General features: G+C 72.6%; 15 protein-coding genes, 1 pseudogene and 1 riboswitch. Of the genes and pseudogenes, 12 read left to right on the forward strand and 4 right to left on the reverse strand.

All coding sequences use genetic code 11. From position 1 onward, the window contains the following. On the reverse strand, window positions 1–1,841 hold a 1,841-nt coding region (locus FHP29_RS18750; RefSeq protein WP_158296642.1), incomplete at its 3' end, for a DUF7933 domain-containing protein. Window positions 1,842–2,066: 225 nt separating this feature from the next. Continuing rightward, a complete protein-coding gene (locus tag FHP29_RS18755) occupies window positions 2,067–2,744 on the reverse strand; it encodes a Crp/Fnr family transcriptional regulator (RefSeq protein WP_139624406.1) in 678 nt (225 codons plus the stop codon). A gap of 112 nt (window positions 2,745–2,856) precedes the next feature. On the opposite strand from FHP29_RS18755, the gene nth reads away from it, so the two are divergent. From nth to FHP29_RS18780, 5 genes are all read left to right on the forward strand, one after another. After that, window positions 2,857–3,573 carry an endonuclease III gene (nth, locus tag FHP29_RS18760; protein WP_139624407.1) on the forward strand — a complete coding sequence of 239 codons (717 nt, stop codon included), beginning with the start codon at window positions 2,857–2,859 and terminating at the stop codon, window positions 3,571–3,573. Then, on the forward strand, window positions 3,573–4,196 hold the full coding sequence (locus FHP29_RS18765; RefSeq protein WP_158296643.1) for a TlpA disulfide reductase family protein: 624 nt from the start codon (window positions 3,573–3,575) through the stop codon (window positions 4,194–4,196). Before nth ends, FHP29_RS18765 begins: the two co-directional genes overlap by 1 nt. Further along, window positions 4,193–4,933 (forward strand): NUDIX hydrolase, encoded by a 741-nt coding sequence (locus tag FHP29_RS18770; protein WP_240044600.1) that lies wholly within the window; start codon window positions 4,193–4,195, stop codon window positions 4,931–4,933. Before FHP29_RS18765 ends, FHP29_RS18770 begins: the two co-directional genes overlap by 4 nt. 16 nt (window positions 4,934–4,949) lie before the next feature. After that, on the forward strand, window positions 4,950–6,134 hold the full coding sequence (locus FHP29_RS18775; RefSeq protein ID WP_139624409.1) for a MarP family serine protease: 1,185 nt from the start codon (window positions 4,950–4,952) through the stop codon (window positions 6,132–6,134). A 98-nt stretch (window positions 6,135–6,232) separates the two neighbouring features. Then, window positions 6,233–7,009 carry an enoyl-CoA hydratase/isomerase family protein gene (locus FHP29_RS18780; RefSeq protein WP_139624410.1) on the forward strand — a complete coding sequence of 259 codons (777 nt, stop codon included), beginning with the start codon at window positions 6,233–6,235 and terminating at the stop codon, window positions 7,007–7,009. A 190-nt stretch (window positions 7,010–7,199) separates the two neighbouring features. On the opposite strand, the gene FHP29_RS18785 is transcribed toward FHP29_RS18780, so the two are convergent. Continuing rightward, on the reverse strand, window positions 7,200–8,087 hold the full coding sequence (locus tag FHP29_RS18785) for an oxygenase MpaB family protein (RefSeq protein WP_139624411.1): 888 nt from the start codon (window positions 8,085–8,087) through the stop codon (window positions 7,200–7,202). A gap of 119 nt (window positions 8,088–8,206) precedes the next feature. Between FHP29_RS18785 and FHP29_RS22930 the strand changes: the two are divergent. Together FHP29_RS22930 and FHP29_RS22935 are read left to right on the forward strand one after the other, a co-directional pair. Next, window positions 8,207–8,836: pseudogene (locus FHP29_RS22930) on the forward strand (oxidoreductase); the annotation flags it as partial. 88 nt (window positions 8,837–8,924) lie between these two features. Then, entirely contained in the window at window positions 8,925–9,404 is a 480-nt protein-coding gene (locus tag FHP29_RS22935; RefSeq protein ID WP_240044669.1) for a beta/alpha barrel domain-containing protein, read from the forward strand. A gap of 7 nt (window positions 9,405–9,411) precedes the next feature. Here FHP29_RS22935 and FHP29_RS18795 read toward each other — a convergent pair whose 3' ends face one another. Then, on the reverse strand, window positions 9,412–10,599 hold the full coding sequence (locus FHP29_RS18795; RefSeq protein WP_139624412.1) for a hypothetical protein: 1,188 nt from the start codon (window positions 10,597–10,599) through the stop codon (window positions 9,412–9,414). Between the two features lie 94 nt (window positions 10,600–10,693). On the opposite strand from FHP29_RS18795, the gene FHP29_RS18800 reads away from it, so the two are divergent. From FHP29_RS18800 to FHP29_RS18820, 5 genes are all read left to right on the forward strand, one after another. Then, window positions 10,694–11,809, forward strand: a complete 1,116-nt coding sequence (locus tag FHP29_RS18800) for an NAD(P)H-dependent amine dehydrogenase family protein (protein WP_139624413.1) — start codon at window positions 10,694–10,696, stop codon at window positions 11,807–11,809. After that, on the forward strand, window positions 11,806–12,639 hold the full coding sequence (locus FHP29_RS18805) for an SDR family oxidoreductase (RefSeq protein ID WP_139624414.1): 834 nt from the start codon (window positions 11,806–11,808) through the stop codon (window positions 12,637–12,639). The genes FHP29_RS18800 and FHP29_RS18805 overlap by 4 nt, the downstream gene beginning before the upstream one ends. A gap of 20 nt (window positions 12,640–12,659) precedes the next feature. Next, window positions 12,660–13,730: an MBL fold metallo-hydrolase gene (locus FHP29_RS18810; RefSeq protein ID WP_139624415.1), complete on the forward strand. Its 1,071-nt coding sequence runs from the start codon at window positions 12,660–12,662 to the stop codon at window positions 13,728–13,730. A gap of 6 nt (window positions 13,731–13,736) precedes the next feature. Then, a riboswitch (TPP riboswitch) is annotated at window positions 13,737–13,842 on the forward strand. Then, window positions 13,834–14,910: a thiamine ABC transporter substrate-binding protein gene (locus tag FHP29_RS18815; RefSeq protein WP_139624416.1), complete on the forward strand. Its 1,077-nt coding sequence runs from the start codon at window positions 13,834–13,836 to the stop codon at window positions 14,908–14,910. (Overlaps the previous riboswitch by 9 nt.) Then, window positions 14,907–16,250 (forward strand): ABC transporter permease (locus FHP29_RS18820; protein ID WP_205014277.1); only part of this gene is annotated, 1,344 nt, incomplete at its 3' end. The genes FHP29_RS18815 and FHP29_RS18820, both read left to right, overlap by 4 nt.

Consider the following 16,250-nt stretch of genomic DNA (forward strand, 5'->3'; position numbering starts at 1 on the left):
GTCGCGATCGACACGACCAGCCGCACCGACGACGCGTTCATCCCCAGGTGGGGATCGACGAACGCCAGCACCGTCGCGTTGACGGCGAGCAGGCCGACGATGACCAGCCAGTGCCCGCTGCCGAGCACGTGCGCGATCCGGGCGAGCAGCGGCCGCGCCCCGAGCCGGCCGGCGAGCGCGGCGATCCGGTCGTAGCGGGTCTTGAGGGCGCGGTTGAGGGTTCCGGTGGTCACCACCAGCCCGAGCGTCCAGACCAGGCCCCCGGCCAGGGCCGAGGCCATGAGCGCCGGATCGCGGACGACGTCGAGGATGCTGGGGAGCTGCTCGGTCAGGACGCTCGGCGCCTCGGGACGGGCCCGGTCGACGTCGTAGCCGGGCGAGTACGGCTCGCTGTCGGAGCCGGCCGGCGCGGGGCGGTCCCCGCGCGCCTCCGGCGCCCCGCCGTCCGGCCCCGACGCGGCGGCCGGTGGGTCGTCCGTGGCCGCGGTCGCGTCGGCCGAGGGATCGGCGGACCCCGAGTCGATCGAGTCGGTCGGGTCGACGGCGGTGGTCGGGTCGGCTCCGATGCTCGTCGCGGTGTCGCCCGTCGCATCGCCCGTCGCAGCCGAGGTCGCGCCCGGACTGCTCTTCGGGAGGCTCGTGCCGCCGGAGGACGGTACGACGACCGGCCCAGCGGTCGCCGGCGGCGGCGACGGCGGTGGCGGGGCGGGCGCGACGAACTGCACCGACGCCGTCCCCGACGCGTCGAGCGCCGTGCGCTGGACCGCGCCGGCGGCGTACGTCCCCGCCTGCTGGGTGGTCACCGGCACCCGCACCTCGCAGGAGGCGAGGCCCGCGTCGAGTCGCCCGGTGTCGACCTGCACCGCGCTGCCGCCGCTCGGCGCGGTCACCGTCGTCGCCGGGCAGGTGGTCGTCGCGGGGCCGGCCACGGACAGCCCGGCGGGGAGGTCGTCGCGGAAGCCCCAGCCGTCCTTGGCGAGCAGGTCGGTGCTGTTGACGACGACGAAGCGCAGCGTCGCCGTCTGCCCGGTCGTGACCGGCCCGGCCTCGACGTACTCGACGTGCAGGGCGGGCGTCACGTCGAGGAGCCGCAGCTCGTCGATGCCGCCGTCGTTGTAGTGCCCGGGAGTGCCGGGGTCGCCGTTGCGGACGACCAGTTCCACGCTGGTCGACAGCACGCGGACCGCGCTCTCCGACTCGTAGCGGCCCACGCGCACCCGCCCGTACGCCGACGCGCCGACGTCGACCGAGCGCGGGTCGGTGCACAGCTCCACCGGAGCGGCCCAGGGGTCGCGCTCGGTGCCGGACTCGTCGATGGCGAGGGTCAGCAGCGGGGCCGGGTTGGGGCACTGCATGCCGGCCCCGTCGAAGGCGACCCGCAGGAACCGGCCACCTGCCGGGACCGGGATCCCGCCGACCGTGCGGAGCAGGACGTCGCCCGGCGCCATCGGGTGGGCTGCGTCAGGGTCGTAGGAGTACCACGCCAGAGCGTGGTTGCCGGTGGACGCCGGTGCGCCGTGGGCCTGCGGGAGCCGCTCGGAGGCGACGCCGACATCGGTGTGGTGGGGGCACGGGCTGGCCGGGCTCGGCGGCGCGTGCAGGGTGACCAGGCCGTTGCACATCTCCGGCGCGGACCAGTACGTCGTCGCCGCGTAGCCCGCTCCGCCGGCGCCGGGGTACGACGTGAGCGACTGCCAGCTCCCGCCGGACACCGCCTCGAAGTCCTCACGGAACAGCAGCCGGGGCGGCTCGGGCGCGGGCGCCGCGAGCAGGGCGGGGGTCGTCGGACGTGCGGCCGTCGTACCCGCGCCGAGGAGCGCGACGCCCAGGACGATCGCCACCACCACGGCCGCGACCGCGGCGCACGCGGCGGCGGACCCCGCGGCGGACCCCGCGGCGGACAGGAATCTGGCACGATGTTGACGGCGCACGGGACGACCCCGATCCAGAGTGGGAGCAGCTGGGGGGCCTGCAGGCAGGCGATCGCAATCTATCGCCGCCGGTGCGCTGCCGGACTGGAAAAAGGGTGGATCCGTGGGTGAAACCGAGGGTGAATTCGGGCCGCGTCAGCGGGCGCGGCGCGACATCCGCTCCATGTCGAGGATGACGACCGAGCGGGGCTCGAGGCGCAGCCAGCCGCGCGAGGCGAAGTCGGCGAGCGCCTTGTTGACCGTCTCGCGGGAGGCGCCGACCAGCTGGGCGAGCTCCTCCTGGGTGAGGTCGTGGTGCACGTGCACGCCGTCGTCGGCGGTGCGGCCGAAGCGGTCGGCGAGGTCGAGCAGCGCCTTGGCGACCCGGCCGGGCACGTCGGAGAACACCAGGTCGGCGACGACGTCGTTGGCCCGGCGCAGGCGGGCGGCGAGCTGCGCGAGCAGGCCGCGGGCGACCGTCGGGCGCCCCTCGAGCCAGCGCAGCAGGTCCTCGTGGGAGAGCGAGGCGAACTCGGCGTCGGTCACGCAGGTGACGGTGGCCGAGCGCGGACCGGGGTCGAAGAGCGAGAGCTCGCCGAACATCTGTCCGGGGCCCATGATCGCCAGCAGGTTCTCGCGGCCGTCGGAGGAGGTGCGGCCGAGCTTCACCTTGCCCTCGAGGACGACGTACAGCTTGTCGCCGCTGTCGCCCTCGTGGAACAGCACCTCGCCGCGGCGCAGGCGGGTCGTGGCCAGCGACGTGCGCAGCCCTGCCATCGCCTCGTCGTCGAGGGCACTGAACAGGGGCGCCTGACGGAGTACGTCGTTGTCCACGCTTCCTCCAAAGAACATGGGACCGGTCGCCCGCATCCTAGCCAGTGCGTCATGTCACACCTAGCGGACGCGCAGGGCAGGGCTGTCGGGACCACACCGTAGGGTTGCCCGCGTGCGGCCGATCGACATCACGGGGGAGACGTCGACCCAGCTCGTCCGGCGGGCGCGCAAGATCGACCGGGTGCTCGCCGAGACCTACCCGGACGCGAAGGCCGAGCTCGACTTCGACAACCCCTTCGAGTGCCTCGTCGTCACGGTCCTCTCGGCGCAGACCACCGACAAGAGGGTCAACCTCGTGCGTCCGATCCTGTTCGCGGCCTACCCCGACCCCGCGTCGATGGCCGCCGCCGACCGCGCCCACCTCGAGCAGATCGTCGGCCCGCTGGGCTTCTTCCGCGCCAAGACCGAGTCGCTGCTCAAGCTGAGCGCCGCCCTCGTCGAGAGGTACGACGGCCAGGTGCCCGCGCGGCTCGACGACCTCGTGACGCTGCCCGGCGTGGGCCGCAAGACCGCCAACGTCGTCCTCGGCAACGCGTTCGGCCTGCCCGGCATCACCGTCGACACCCACTTCGGTCGCCTGGCCCGCCGTCTGGGCTGGACCGAGGAGACCGACCCGGTCAAGGTCGAGCACGCCATCGGGGCGCTGTTTTCGAAGCGGGACTGGACGATGCTGTCGCACCACCTGATCTGGCACGGGCGGCGACGCTGCCACGCCAAGAAGCCCGCATGCGGCGCCTGCCCGGTCGCGCGCTGGTGCCCGTCGTACGGCACCGGGCCCACGGACCCGGTCGAGGCGGAGAAGCTGGTCCGCACCGAGGGACCCAACTGATGGTGCGCGTTCCCGCCGTGCTCGTCGCACTGATGGCGGGCGCCGTCCTGCTCACCGGCTGCGACGGCGCCGCGCCCGCCTTCGCGTGCAAGGTCGACGTCGCGTCCTCTGACGTCGTACGCGACCGCGAGGACGCCGGCATCGCGAGCTGTCAGGAGATCCCCGCGACCGGGACGGACACCGCACTGCCGTCGATCCACCTCGACTGCCTCGGCGAGAAGGGCAGCGTGCGGCTGAACGCCATCCAGGGCCCGGCGGTCCTCAACTTCTGGGCGTCGAACTGCGGGCCCTGCCGCAAGGAGATGCCTGCTCTGCAGGAGTTCTACGCTGCCCATGGTGACCAGGTGCAGGTCATCGGCGTCAACTACCTCGACACCTATCCCGGGGCCGCGATCGAGCTGGCGCGGCTGAGCGGTGTCACCTACCCGTCCCTCGCGGACGCGTGCGGTGACCTCCAGAAGACCGATGCCGAGCTCGGCCCCGGCCTGCCGTTCTTCCTGTTCGTGTCCGCGGACGGCACCGTCTCCCGCCCCCACGTCGGGGGCGTGACCTCGGCAGCCGAGGTCGTCACACTGGTCCGTGACGAGCTCGGCATCGACCTGACCGCGAAGGCGGCGTCGTGAGCGGCCGCCCCGAGACTCTGCCCGCGGACCTGCCCGACTGGCTGCACCCGGTCGCGGAGGGCGCGCGCGCCATCCGGGGCAGCGACCTCACCTCGTTCCTGCCGCCCAAGGACAAGCCGGTACGCCGCGGAGCCGTCCTCATGCTCTTCGGCGACCACGACGTCCTGCTCACCGAGCGTGCCCACGACATGCGCTCCCACCCCGGCCAGGTGTCCTTCCCCGGCGGGAGCATCGACCCCGGCGAGACGGTCGTCGAGGCGGCGCTGCGCGAGGCCGACGAGGAGATCGGCGTCGACCCGGCGGGGGTGGAGGTCATCGGCACCCTGCCCGAGCTGTGGCTGCCGCCGTCCAACTTCGCGGTGACTCCGGTGATCGGCTGGTGGCGCGAGCCGATGCCGATCCGGGTCGCCTCGCCCGAGGAGGTGCACGCGATCCACCACGTGACCCTCGAGGAGCTGTTCGCGCCCGAGCACCGGATCCAGGTGCGCCACCCCGGCGGGTGGACCGGCCCCGGGTTCCTCATCGGACCCGACAAGGACGTCATCCTGTGGGGCTTCACGGGCGGCATCCTCACCCGTTTCTTCGACTTCCTCGGGTGGCTCCCACCGGTCAGCGACCCGCCGGTGCATGATCTCCCGGACTACATGCTCGCCGAGCACGTCCGCCGGACGGCCGCCGCGGCAGCTGCCGACGAGGATGCGGGGGACGGCATGGACATCCTGGAGCCCGACGAGTGAGCGCAGGGTGTGGAGCGTGAACGTCCTCGACTGGCTGCTGCTGATCCTCGTCGCGGCGTACGCCCTGTCCGGCTACTGGCAGGGCTTCGTCACCGGCGCCTTCGCCACGATCGGCCTGCTCTGCGGCGGCCTCGGCGGGATCCTGCTCGCGCCCCTCGTGCTCAGCAGCCTCGAGCCGTCGCTCGCGGTCTCCCTGGGCGCGCTGTTCATCGTCATCCTGTGCGCCTCGCTCGGCCAGGCGGTCCTGCAGTACGCCGGCGCCCGGGTCCGGGAGCGGATCACCTGGCAGCCCGCCCGCGCGCTCGACGCCATCGGCGGCGCCCTGCTGAGCGGGCTCGCCGTGCTGCTCGTCGCCTGGGCGCTCGGCGTCGCGATCTCCGGCACCCGGATCGGCCCGGTCACCTCGATGGTGCGCAGCTCCGTCGTGCTCTCGGAGGTCAACCAGGTCCTGCCGGAGTCGGCCCCCAACGCCCTCCAGGCGTTCAACAACGTCGTCGGCAACGGCTTCTTCCCGCGCTATCTCGAGCCGTTCGCGCCGGAGCGGATCGTCGAGGTGGCGCCGGGCCCGACCGACCTGCCGGGCACCGAGCCGGTCAAGGCGACCCGGTCCAGCGTGGTGAAGATCCGGGGGGCCAACGACTGCGGACGCGGTGTCGAGGGCACCGGCTTCGTCGTCGCTCCCGACCGGGTGATGACCAACGCCCACGTGGTCGCCGGCGTCGACGACCCCGAGGTCAGCATCGGCGGCGGAACGGAGCTGGCCCGGGTCGTGCTCTACGACCGGGACCTCGACGTCGCCGTCCTCGCCCTCGAGACCGACGACGCCCCCGTGCTCGAGCTCGACACGAAGGTCGACGCGGAGGACCCGGTCGCCATCGTCGGCTATCCCCAGGACGGGCCCTTCGACGTGCAGACCGGCCGCATCCGCGCGATGCAGAACCTCCGCTCGCCCGACATCTACGGCGAGGGCACGGTGGTCCGCGAGGTCTACTCCCTGCGCGGCCTGGTCCGCCCGGGCAACTCCGGCGGCCCGATCGTGACCCCGCAGGGCAAGGTCGCCGGCGTGGTCTTCGCCGCCTCGGTCACCGATCCGGAGACCGGCTACGCCCTCACCGCCCGGCAGGTGCAGGCCAGCGTGCGCGCCGGATCCGCCCCCGGGACCGAGGACACCGAGGTCGACACGGGCGACTGCGCGTCCTGAGCCTGGAGAGCGGGATGTAGGAATCGCCGGTCGGCCGGCGATTCCTGCAACCCGCCCCCCGCCCCCACCCCTCACCTGCCTGGGCGATAGTTGGCGCCATGACCGACACCTTCGTGCGCTACGAGTACGGCGCCGGCGTCGCCCGGATCACCCTCGTGGACGGCGACCGTGGCAACCCCCTCCACCACGCCTCCGTGGCCCAGCTCCATGACGCCGTCCGGTCCGCCCACCGCGACGGCGCCCGGGTCGTCGTCCTGGCCGCCGAGGGCCGGTTCTTCTCGGTCGGTGGCGACCTCGGCGCGTTCGCGGGCGCGGACGACGTCGCGTCCTTCATCGACGACCTCGCCGAGGCCCTGCACCGTGCGGTGAGCGAGCTGGTCCGCTCGGACGCGGTCGTGGTCAGCGCCGTCCAGGGCACCGCCGCGGGGGCCGGCTTCCCGCTCGCCGCCGCGGCCGACATCGTGATCGCCGCCGACAGCGCGCGGTTCAGCCTCGCCTACACCAAGGTCGGGCTCTCGCCCGACGGTGGCAGCTCGCTGCTCGTGCACACCCTCGGCCTCCACCGCACCCTGCGCCTGGCGCTGCTCGGCGACCTCCTCACCGCCCAGGACGCGTACGACGCCGGCCTGGTCGCCCGCGTCGTACCCGCCGACGACCTCGCCGCCACGGTCGACCAGGTCGTCGACGCCCTCGCCGCGGGCTCCGCCACCGCCAACGCCGCCGCCAAGCGGCTGCTGCGCGAGGTCGCCGCACCGACGCCGGAGACCGCGCTGCGCAAGGAGTCGCTGTCGATCCGCACCCTCGCCGAGAGCGCTGACGGGCGCGAGGGCGTCGCCGCGTTCGTGGAGAAGCGGGCACCGAAGTTCAACGGCTGATGCGGAGCCCGTGTCCGGCCCGGGCGCGATCTTCCACCACGGCGTCAACCGCCGGACGAACGACCTTGGCGCACCGACGGCAACGGGCTGCTCGTCCGCGCCGGCGACGGGCCCGTCGCCGTGCTCCACGAGGTTCCGTGTGCGGTCGTCGAGGAGGCCTGCGCAGCGGCGTTCCGACCTCGACCGGAGGTCAGGCGCTGGCGTCGTGGCGCACCGGGCAGCCGCCGACCCCGGGCACAGGGAAGGTGCCGAGCTCGTCGAGCGCGAAACCGTCGGGGTAGCTCTTGATCCGCGGCAGGTCGGCCGTGTACGTCGGGACCCGGTTTGACGGCGTCAAGCGCAGCAGCCGGGCCCGCACCTTCATCGCGCCGACGCTGAGCCGGCGCACGACCGGGCCCGGGTCGGTGTAGGCGAAGGCGTCGAGCAGCGGCTGGTCCATCAGGCCGCGGCTGAACAGCTCGACCGGCTTGCGCAGCGGGCGCGGGTAGAAGGTCGTCATCAGCTGCAGCGTGGAGTCGGCGACCCGGCGCCCGCCGGCGTCGAAGTCGAAGTGGGCGCGCTCGTAGTCGTCCATCAGGTGCATGAAGGCGTCGTACGTCTCGGGGATGTCCTTGATCCCCATGTGCCCCCCGAGCGCCCGGTAGTAGTTCACGCAGGCCCGCAGCTCGGTGTCGGTCAGGGCCCGCCAGCCGTAGTCGTCGAGCCAGCGCTTGGGCACGACCACGAAGGTCGAGAGCACGTAGAGGAAGTCGTCGTTGGAGATGTCGTACATGCGGTGCATCTGGTTGATCCGGCGCAGCGCGGCCTTGCCGGACTCGGAGTCGAAGCCGTGCACGAACGGCGCCTCGAGGAGCAGCGCCGTGTCGTCGTACCGCTTCTGCACGGCGCGGGTGAACGCGCCGGTCTCGTCGAGGAGCCGGCCGATGCTCGGGACGGCGTAGGTCCGGAAGAGCGCGAAGCTCAGGGCCTGGGTGAGGTCCCAGGTGAACTCGTAGAGAGCCAGGTTCTGGTAGATCTCGACGTAGTCGGTCTCCGGGTCGAGCGACTCGTTGCGGTCCCGCCACAGCGTCTTGGCCATGCTCCGGAGCCTAGGGCGGTACCGGGACTCGGCAATGGATGACGAGTTCTCACTTTTCGCTCGCTCTCCGGCGACCGACCTTCTAGAACGTGTTCCAGCTCGAGTCTAGAGTGCGCCGCGTGAGCATCCCCGACGTCTTCGCCCCGGTCGACCTGGGTCCGGTCCGGCTGCGCAACCGCACCGTCAAGGCCGCGACCTTCGAGGGGCGTACGCCGGACGGCGTGGTCACCGACGAGCTCATCGCCTACCACCGCGCCCCGGCCGCCGGCGGCGTCGGCCTGACGACCGTCGCCTATCTCGCCGTCGCGCCCGACGGCCGCACCCACCGCGAGCAGATCGTCGTGGGGGAGCGCACCCTGCCCGGCCTGACCCGGATCGCCGACGAGATCCACGCGACCGGCGCCGCCATCGCCGGCCAGGTCGGCCACGCCGGCCCGGTGGCCAACGGCCGCTCCAACGGCGTTCCCGCGATCGCGGCCAGCCCGATGCCGAGCCCGCTGTCGATGCAGATGATCCGCGCGGCGTCCGAGAAGGACCTGACCCGGGTCACCCGGGCCTACGTCGACACCGCGCGCACGCTGGTGCGGGGCGGGTTCGACGTGCTCGAGCTGCACATGGCGCACTCGTACCTCATCTCGTCGTTCCTCGCCCCCGGCCTCAACCGTCGCCGCGACCGCTGGGGCGGTCCGCTCGAACGACGCGCCCGGCTCGCGCGGCAGGTCGCGCGCGTCGTGCGGGAGGAGGTCGGGGACGCCGTTGCGGTGACCGCCAAGGTCTCCGTCTCCGACGGCTTCGCGGGCGGCGTGACGACACCGATGAGCATCGAGCTGGCCCAGCTTGCTCGAGGCCGACGGCCACCTCGACGCCCTCCAGCTCTCGGGCGGTTCGTCGCTGATGAACCCGATGTACCTGTTCCGCGGCGACGCCCCGGTGGCGGAGTTCGCCGAGACCATGCCGCCGCTCGTGAAGTGGGGCATGAAGACACCCGTGGGACGCGGGTTCATGAAGCGCTACGCCTTCGAGGAGGCCTACTTCCGCCCCAAGGCGCTGGAGCTCCGCTCCGCCGTGGCGATGCCGCTCATGCTCCTCGGCGGCATCAACCGGCTCGCGACCATGCGGCAGGCGATGGCCGACGGCTTCGACTTCGTCGTGATAGGCCGGGCGCTGCTGCGCGAGCCGGACCTGGTCGACAGGCTCCGGGCAGGGGCGGCGACCGGCGGCATCTGCATCCACTGCAACCGGTGCATGCCGACGATCTACTCGGGCACGCGGTGCCCCGAGTGGGCGCCGGGTGAGGTCATCCCGGTGCCGCGCTGATGGAACCTCACAACCGGTCGAGGGCGAGCTCGGCGATCCCGGTCAGCCGCTCGAGCGGCTGATCGACCTGGGACGCCTCGACCTCCAGCAGGACGGGGCCGACCGTCACCAGGAGGTGCTCGACGCCGCTGTAGGTGAAGTACCACGCGTGGTCGCCCAGGCCGTCCGTCTCGCTGGTGGCGCCGCCCGTCTCGGCGGTGCCCTGGGCGAACTCGAGGGCGTCCGCGGCAGTGTCGAAGGAGGTGACCCTGACCTCGGCGGATGCGAGGTTCTCGTCGACCCCGCGCTGGCAACTGGTCTGGACGTAGTCAATGGGGCGCACATCGGTCAGGGTGAAGGTCCGCGTCACCTCCCCGGATCCCGTGCCCACCCACTCTGCCAGGTCCTCCTCGGTGAACAGGGCGCACGCGTCGTTCGCCGCCTTCGGCCGGGACGCCGGCGCGGGCGGTACCACCAGCTCGGTCGGCCCGGCAGCGATCCGGGCATCCAGCTCGGAGACCAGCGCGGCGAGCCGATCGGGGGAGAGGTCTGCCGACGTCGCGGACTGGCGCAGGAGCTCGACACGCACACTCGCCAGCTCGTGGGTCCAGCCCGCCTGGACGAGCTGCGGGTCGACCTTGTGGACGGCGCCGTCGCTCCCGGCCAGCGGTTGGCCGCCTTCGACCAGCTCGGACAGGCTGGCCACCCCATCCTCGCTGGTGGCGAGGTCGATGGTGAGGTCGATGTGCTGCCAGCCGGTGGCGTCGCCCGAGTCGGATCCGGAGCGGACCCGGCACGTGCTCACGGAGTGCTCGAACTCCTCGGGAGGAGTCTCGCGGTACATCTCGTAGACGGTCTGGCCGTTCTTGCCGTCGACCGGTCCGGTCAATGGCTCGAGGGCCGCGGGCTCGAGGACGGCGCAGGCGTTGATCCAGCGCTTCGCCAGGCCACCCTTCCCTGGGGTGCCCCCCGACTCGTCGGCGCCGCCCTCGCCGCTGGCGCCTCCGCTGCTGTCGTCGTCGCGCAGCACCAGGAAGCCGGCGACGCCGCCGCCGGCCACGAGCAGCACGAGGAGGAGGGACAGCGTGATCCACAGCCCGGTGCGGCGTCTGGGCGGCGCTCCGAACCCGTGTCCCGGTGGGGGGACGGGGAAGCCGGGAGGACCGTACGGCGGACCCGGCGGCGGTGGAGGGGTGGGTGGCAGTCCCGAGCTCATGGCACTCCTTCGGCGGTCCGGCGCCACCTCCCCCCGCCCGCGTGACACGAAACATCTCTTCCCGGAAACTAGAACTCGTTCTACATTGGCCCGCATGTCACAGGTCATCCCCGAGAAGCCGCTGCGAGTCGTCGTCTGGTCCACGGGGACGATCGGGCGGCACGCGATCGTCGGCGTCGACGCCCATCCCGACCTCGAGCTGGTCGGGGTGTGGACCTCGACCCCCGAGAAGCACGGCCAGGACGCCGGCCTGCTTGCCGGGCTCGACCGCGAGCTCGGGATCAAGGCGACCACCGATCGCGACGTGCTGGTCGCGCTGCGTCCCGACTGCGTCGTGCACGGCGCGATGACCGACGACCGGGTCTTCGAGTCGATCGCCGACCTCACCGAGCTGATCCGCGCCGGCGTCAACGTCGTGTCCTCGGGGCCGGTCATCCTGCTCCACCGCGACGGCACGCTGCCCGCCGAGATGATCGACGAGATCGACGAGGCCGGTCGCCAGGGCGGCGCCAGCCTGCACGTCAACGGGATCGACCCGGGCTTCGCCAACGACGTCCTCCCGTTGGTCCTGACCAGCCTCAGCCGGCGCATCGACCACATCGTGGTGAGCGAGATCGCCGACTACTCGACGTACTACCAGCCGGTCGTGATGCGCGACCTCTTCGGCTTCGGCCAGCCGCTCGACGGACCCACGCCGCTGCTGTGGGAGCCGGGCATCCTCACCACGGCCTGGGGCCCGGTCGTCCGGGTGATCGCGGCCGGCCTGGGGGTGACGCTCGACGAGCCCCTCGTCGAGGAGGTCGACCGGCGCCCGGCCGAGCGCGACACCGGGACCGTCTCGCTCGACATCGCCGAGGGCACGATGGCCGCCGTCCGCTTCCGCGTGATCGGCACCGTCGACGGCGTCGCCCGGATCACCCTCGAGCACGTCACGCGTACGGCGCCCGACCAGGTCCCCGAGTGGCCGACCCCGGCCGAGGGCGACGGCTGCTACCGCGTGGAGATCACCGGCGAGCCCTGCATGCGGCTCGAGCTCGCCCACCACGGCGAGCGCGGCGACCACAACGTCTCGGGGATGATCGTGACCGCGCAGCGGCTGATCAACGCGATCCCCGCCGTCGTCGCGGCCGAGCCGGGCCTGGTGACCGCGCTCGACCTGCCTCTGGTCACCGGGCGCGGGCTCGTCACCGGCGCAGGGGAGAAGCGATGAGCGTCCTCGACCGCTTCCTGCTCACCGACCACGTCGCCGTCGTCACCGGTGCCGGCCGCGGGATCGGCGCCGCCACCGCCGTCGCGCTGGCCGAGGCCGGGGCGGACGTCGTCATCTCCGCGCGCACGGAGGTCCAGTTGAAGCAGGTCGCCGGACGGATCGAGGACGCCGGGCGCCGCGCGCTCGTCGTACCGGCGAACCTCGCGCACACCGACGACGTCGCCGGCCTGGCCCAACAGGCGTACGACGCCTTCGGTCGGCTCGACGTCGTCGTCAACAACGTCGGCGGGACCATCCCGAACGCCTTCCTCGACACCGACGTCGCCTATCTGGAGGAGGCCTTCCACTTCAACGTCGCGACCGCGCACGCGCTGAGCCGGGCCGCGGTGCCGCTGATGCTGGCGTCCGCAGGCGGTCCGGACGACCCGCGGCAGAAGTCGATCACCTCGATCTCCTCGGCGATGGGCCGCCTGGCCGGTCGCGGCTACCTGGCCTACGGCACGGCCAAGGCGGCCTTGGCGCACTGGTCGCGACTCGCCGCGACCGACCTCAGCCCGGAGATCCGCGTCAACGGCGTCTTCGTGGGCTCGGTGATGACCAGCGCTCTCGAGTTCGTCGCCGGCGTCCCCGAGATGAGGTCCCAGCTGGAGGAGTCGACCCCGCTGGGCCGCATCGGCGAGGCCGAGGACGTCGCCGCCGCGGTCCTCTACCTGGCCTCCCCGGCCGGCAAGTACGTCACCGGCAAGATGCTCGAGGTCGACGGCGGCATCCAGCAGCCCAATCTCGACCTGCACCTGCCCGACCTCCGCCCCGGATCCGGGCCTGGCTAGGACCGTCCTAGAGTGCGTTCATGACCACTGGAGGCATCGCCACCGGGCACGCGGTGTCCCCCGACTCCGGCCGGCACTGGGCCGACGAGGGCGCCTGGGAGGTGGCCGAGGGCATCCACCGGATCCCGCTCCCGCTGCCGATGGACGCGCTCAAGGCGGTCAACGTCTACGCCGTCCAGGGCGACGACGGGCTCACCCTCATCGACGGCGGGTGGTCGATCCCGGTCGCCCGCGAGCTGCTCGACAAGAGCCTGCGCTCGATCGGGTCGGGGTTCGGCGACATCAAGCGGTTCCTCGTCACCCACGTCCACCGCGACCACTTCACCCTCGCCACCGTCCTGGGCCAGGAGTACGGCGCCGAGGTGGCCCTCGGCGAGGAGGAGCGGCCCGCCCTCGAGCTGCTCCACCGCGCCGCGCGGGCCGAGATCGGGGAGAGCCCGTTCCTCGACGTGCTGCGCACCGCCGGGGCCGAGGAGATCGCCGAGCAGTGGGCGGCCGGTCACGACGGCTCCCTGCCCGACGCCGTGGACTGGGCGTTCCCGGACCTGTGGATCGACGGCGACCGGACCTTCGACATCGGCCGCCGCCGGCTCGACGCCGTGCACACCCCGGGCCACACGCCGGGCCACTACGTCTTCGCCGACCCGGCCGAGGGGGTGCTCTTCTCCGGCGACCACGTGCTGCCGACCATCACCCCGTCGATCGGGTTCACGGTGCCGCCCACCGACCAGCCGCTCGGCCAGTTCATGGCCTCCCTCGCCCGCGTCCGCCAGCTGCCCGACCTGCGCATCCTGCCGGCGCACGGGCCGGTCGCGCCGTCGTCGTACGAACGCGTCGACGAGCTGCTCGCCCACCACGAGACCCGCCTCGACCAGAGCCTCGCCTCGCTGCGTGCGCGTGGCCCGGTCACCGCGCTCGTCGTCGCGCGCGATCTCGGCTGGACCCGCCACGAGCGCGCCTTCGGCGAGCTCGACGTCTTCAGCCAGGGCATGGCCGCGATGGAGACCAAGGCCCACCTCGACCTGCTCGTCGCGCGTGGCCGGGCCACCGCCGCCCACCTGCCGGACGGCGTGGTCTACAGCGCCATCTAGACTGGAGCGGTCAGACAGGGGAGCACCACCGGGTGCTGAGAGTGCGGACGTCCGCAGACCCTCCGAACCTGATCCGGTTAGCACCGGCGAAGGGAGTCAACCGATGCGCATGCGCACGTCACCGGGCCGTTCCGCTCTCCTGGTCCTCTCCACGGCCGCCGTCCTCCTGAGCGGCTGCTCGCTGGTCGGCAGCGAGAGCGACGGCGAGCGGAAGCACGACAAGGACGTCACGCTGGTGACCCACGAGTCGTTCAACCTGCCCAAGACCCTGGTCGAGCAGTTCGAGAGCGACACCGGCTACCACCTGAGGATCAGCAAGCTCGAGGACGCCGGCGCCCTCACCAACGAGCTGGTGCTCACCAAGGAGAAGCCGGTCGGCGACGTCGTCTTCGGCATCGACAACACCTTCGCCAGCCGCGCGATCGACGAGGGCGTGTTCTCCTCCTACGCCCCGACGCTGCCCGAGGGCGCCGACGCCGTCGAGCTCGACGGTGATGGCGACGACGCGCTCACGCCCGTCGACAGCGGCAACGTGTGCGTCAACGTCGACGACGCCTGGTTCGCCGCCCAGGGGATCCCCGCCCCGCGCACCATCGACGACCTCACCGAGCCGGCCTACAAGGACCTCTTCGTGATCCCCGGTGCCAGCACCAGCTCTCCCGGCCTGGCCTTCCTGCTCGCCACGATCGCGAAGTACGGCGACGACTGGCCTTCGTACTGGACCGAGCTGATGGACAACGGCGCCAAGGTGGTCAAGGGCTGGTCCGACGCCTACTTCACCGACTTCACCTTCTCCGGCGGCGACCGGCCGATCGTGGTCTCCTACGACTCCTCGCCGGCGTTCACGCTCGACGAGGCGGGAGAGAGGACGACGACCAGCGCCCTGCTCGACGACTGCTTCGAGCAGGTCGAGTACGCCGGCGTCCTCGCCGGCGACGACACCAACGTCGCGGGCGCGCACGCCGTCATCGACTGGCTGATCTCGCCCGAGGTGCAGGCGGCCCTCCCCGAGGAGATGTACGTCTTCCCGGTGGACGCGTCCGTCGAGCTGCCCGCCGACTGGGCCCGCTTCGCCCAGCGGCCCGAGCAGCCGGTCGGGTCGGAGCAGACCACGCCCGAGCAGATCACCGAGAACCGCAAGGCCTGGCTGGAGCAGTGGACGGAGATCGTGTCGCGATGAGCCGACGACTGGGGCTGGGGCTGCTCGCCGCGGTCCCGGTCGCCGTCGTCGCCGTCTTCTTCGTGCTGCCCGTCGGCGCGATGATCCACCGCGGCGTGTGGCCGGACGGCTCGTTCGACCCCGGTGCCGTCCTCGACGTGCTGCGACGCCCGCGCACCGGGCGTGTGCTGTGGTTCACCGTGTGGACCAGCACCGTGGCCACCGTCGTCGCCGTCCTGCTCGGCCTGCCGGCGGCGTACGTCCTGCATCGGCTGCGCTTCCCCGGCCGGGCGCTGATCCGCACCGCGCTCCTGGTGCCGTTCGTGCTGCCCACCGTGGTGGTGGGCCTCGCGGTCCGGGAGCTGATCTCCTCGTCCGGTCCGTTGGGCTTCCTCGGCCTGGACGGCACCCCGGCGGCGATCCTGATCGGCCTGGTCTTCTTCAACGTGGCCGTGGTGATCCGCACCGTCGGCGTCGCCTGGGAGGGCCTGGACCGGCGTCCCGCCGAGGCGGCCGCGGCCCTCGGCGCCACCCCCGCCCAGGTCTTCCGCACGGTCACCCTGCCGGCCCTGCGCCCCGCGATCGTGTCGTCGGCGAGCGTCGTCTTCCTGTTCTGCGCGACCGCCTTCGGGGTCGTGCTCGTGCTCGGCGGGGTCCGCTACTCCTCGGTCGAGACGGAGATCTACCTGCTCACCGCCGACCTCCTCGACCTGCCGGCCGCTGCGGCGCTCTCGCTCGTGCAGATGCTGGCGGTCGTGGCCCTGCTCGTCGTCGTGGGCCGGCTGCGCGCCGTACCCGACCCGACGGTGCGCCGCCTCGCCGCCGCTCCGCTGCCCCCGCGCCGGCGGGACGTCCCCGCTGTGGCGGCGACCCTGCTGACCCTGGGGCTGGTGGCGCTGCCGATCCTCGCGCTGCTGGTCGGGTCGGTACGACGGCAGGGCCGGTGGAGCCTCGAGCACTACCGAGCGCTCGCCGGGTCGGCGGACGGGCTGTTGCAGGTCTCGATCACCCACGCCCTCGCGGCGAGCCTGCGGATCGCGGTGGACGCCACCTGGATGTCGCTGTCGCTGGGCCTCGTCGTCGCCTTCGTGGTGACCCGGAAGGCCCGCAGCAGAGCCGGAAGGCGGGCGCGATCGGTGCTCGACGCCTTCTTCATGCTCCCGCTCGGTGTCTCCGCGGTCACCCTCGGCTTCGGGTTCCTCATCGCCCTCGACCAGCCTCCGCTCGACCTGCGCGCAAGCCCCCTGCTGGTGCCGATCGCCCAGGCCCTGGTGGCCCTCCCGCTCGTCGTCCGCACCCTCGTGCCGGTGCTCGCCGGCATCGACGACCGCCAGCGCCAGGCCGCCGCGTCGCTCGGCGCG

Origin of the sequence: Nocardioides albidus (genome assembly GCF_006335005.1) — a bacterium.
GTDB lineage: Bacteria > Actinomycetota > Actinomycetes > Propionibacteriales > Nocardioidaceae > Nocardioides > Nocardioides albidus.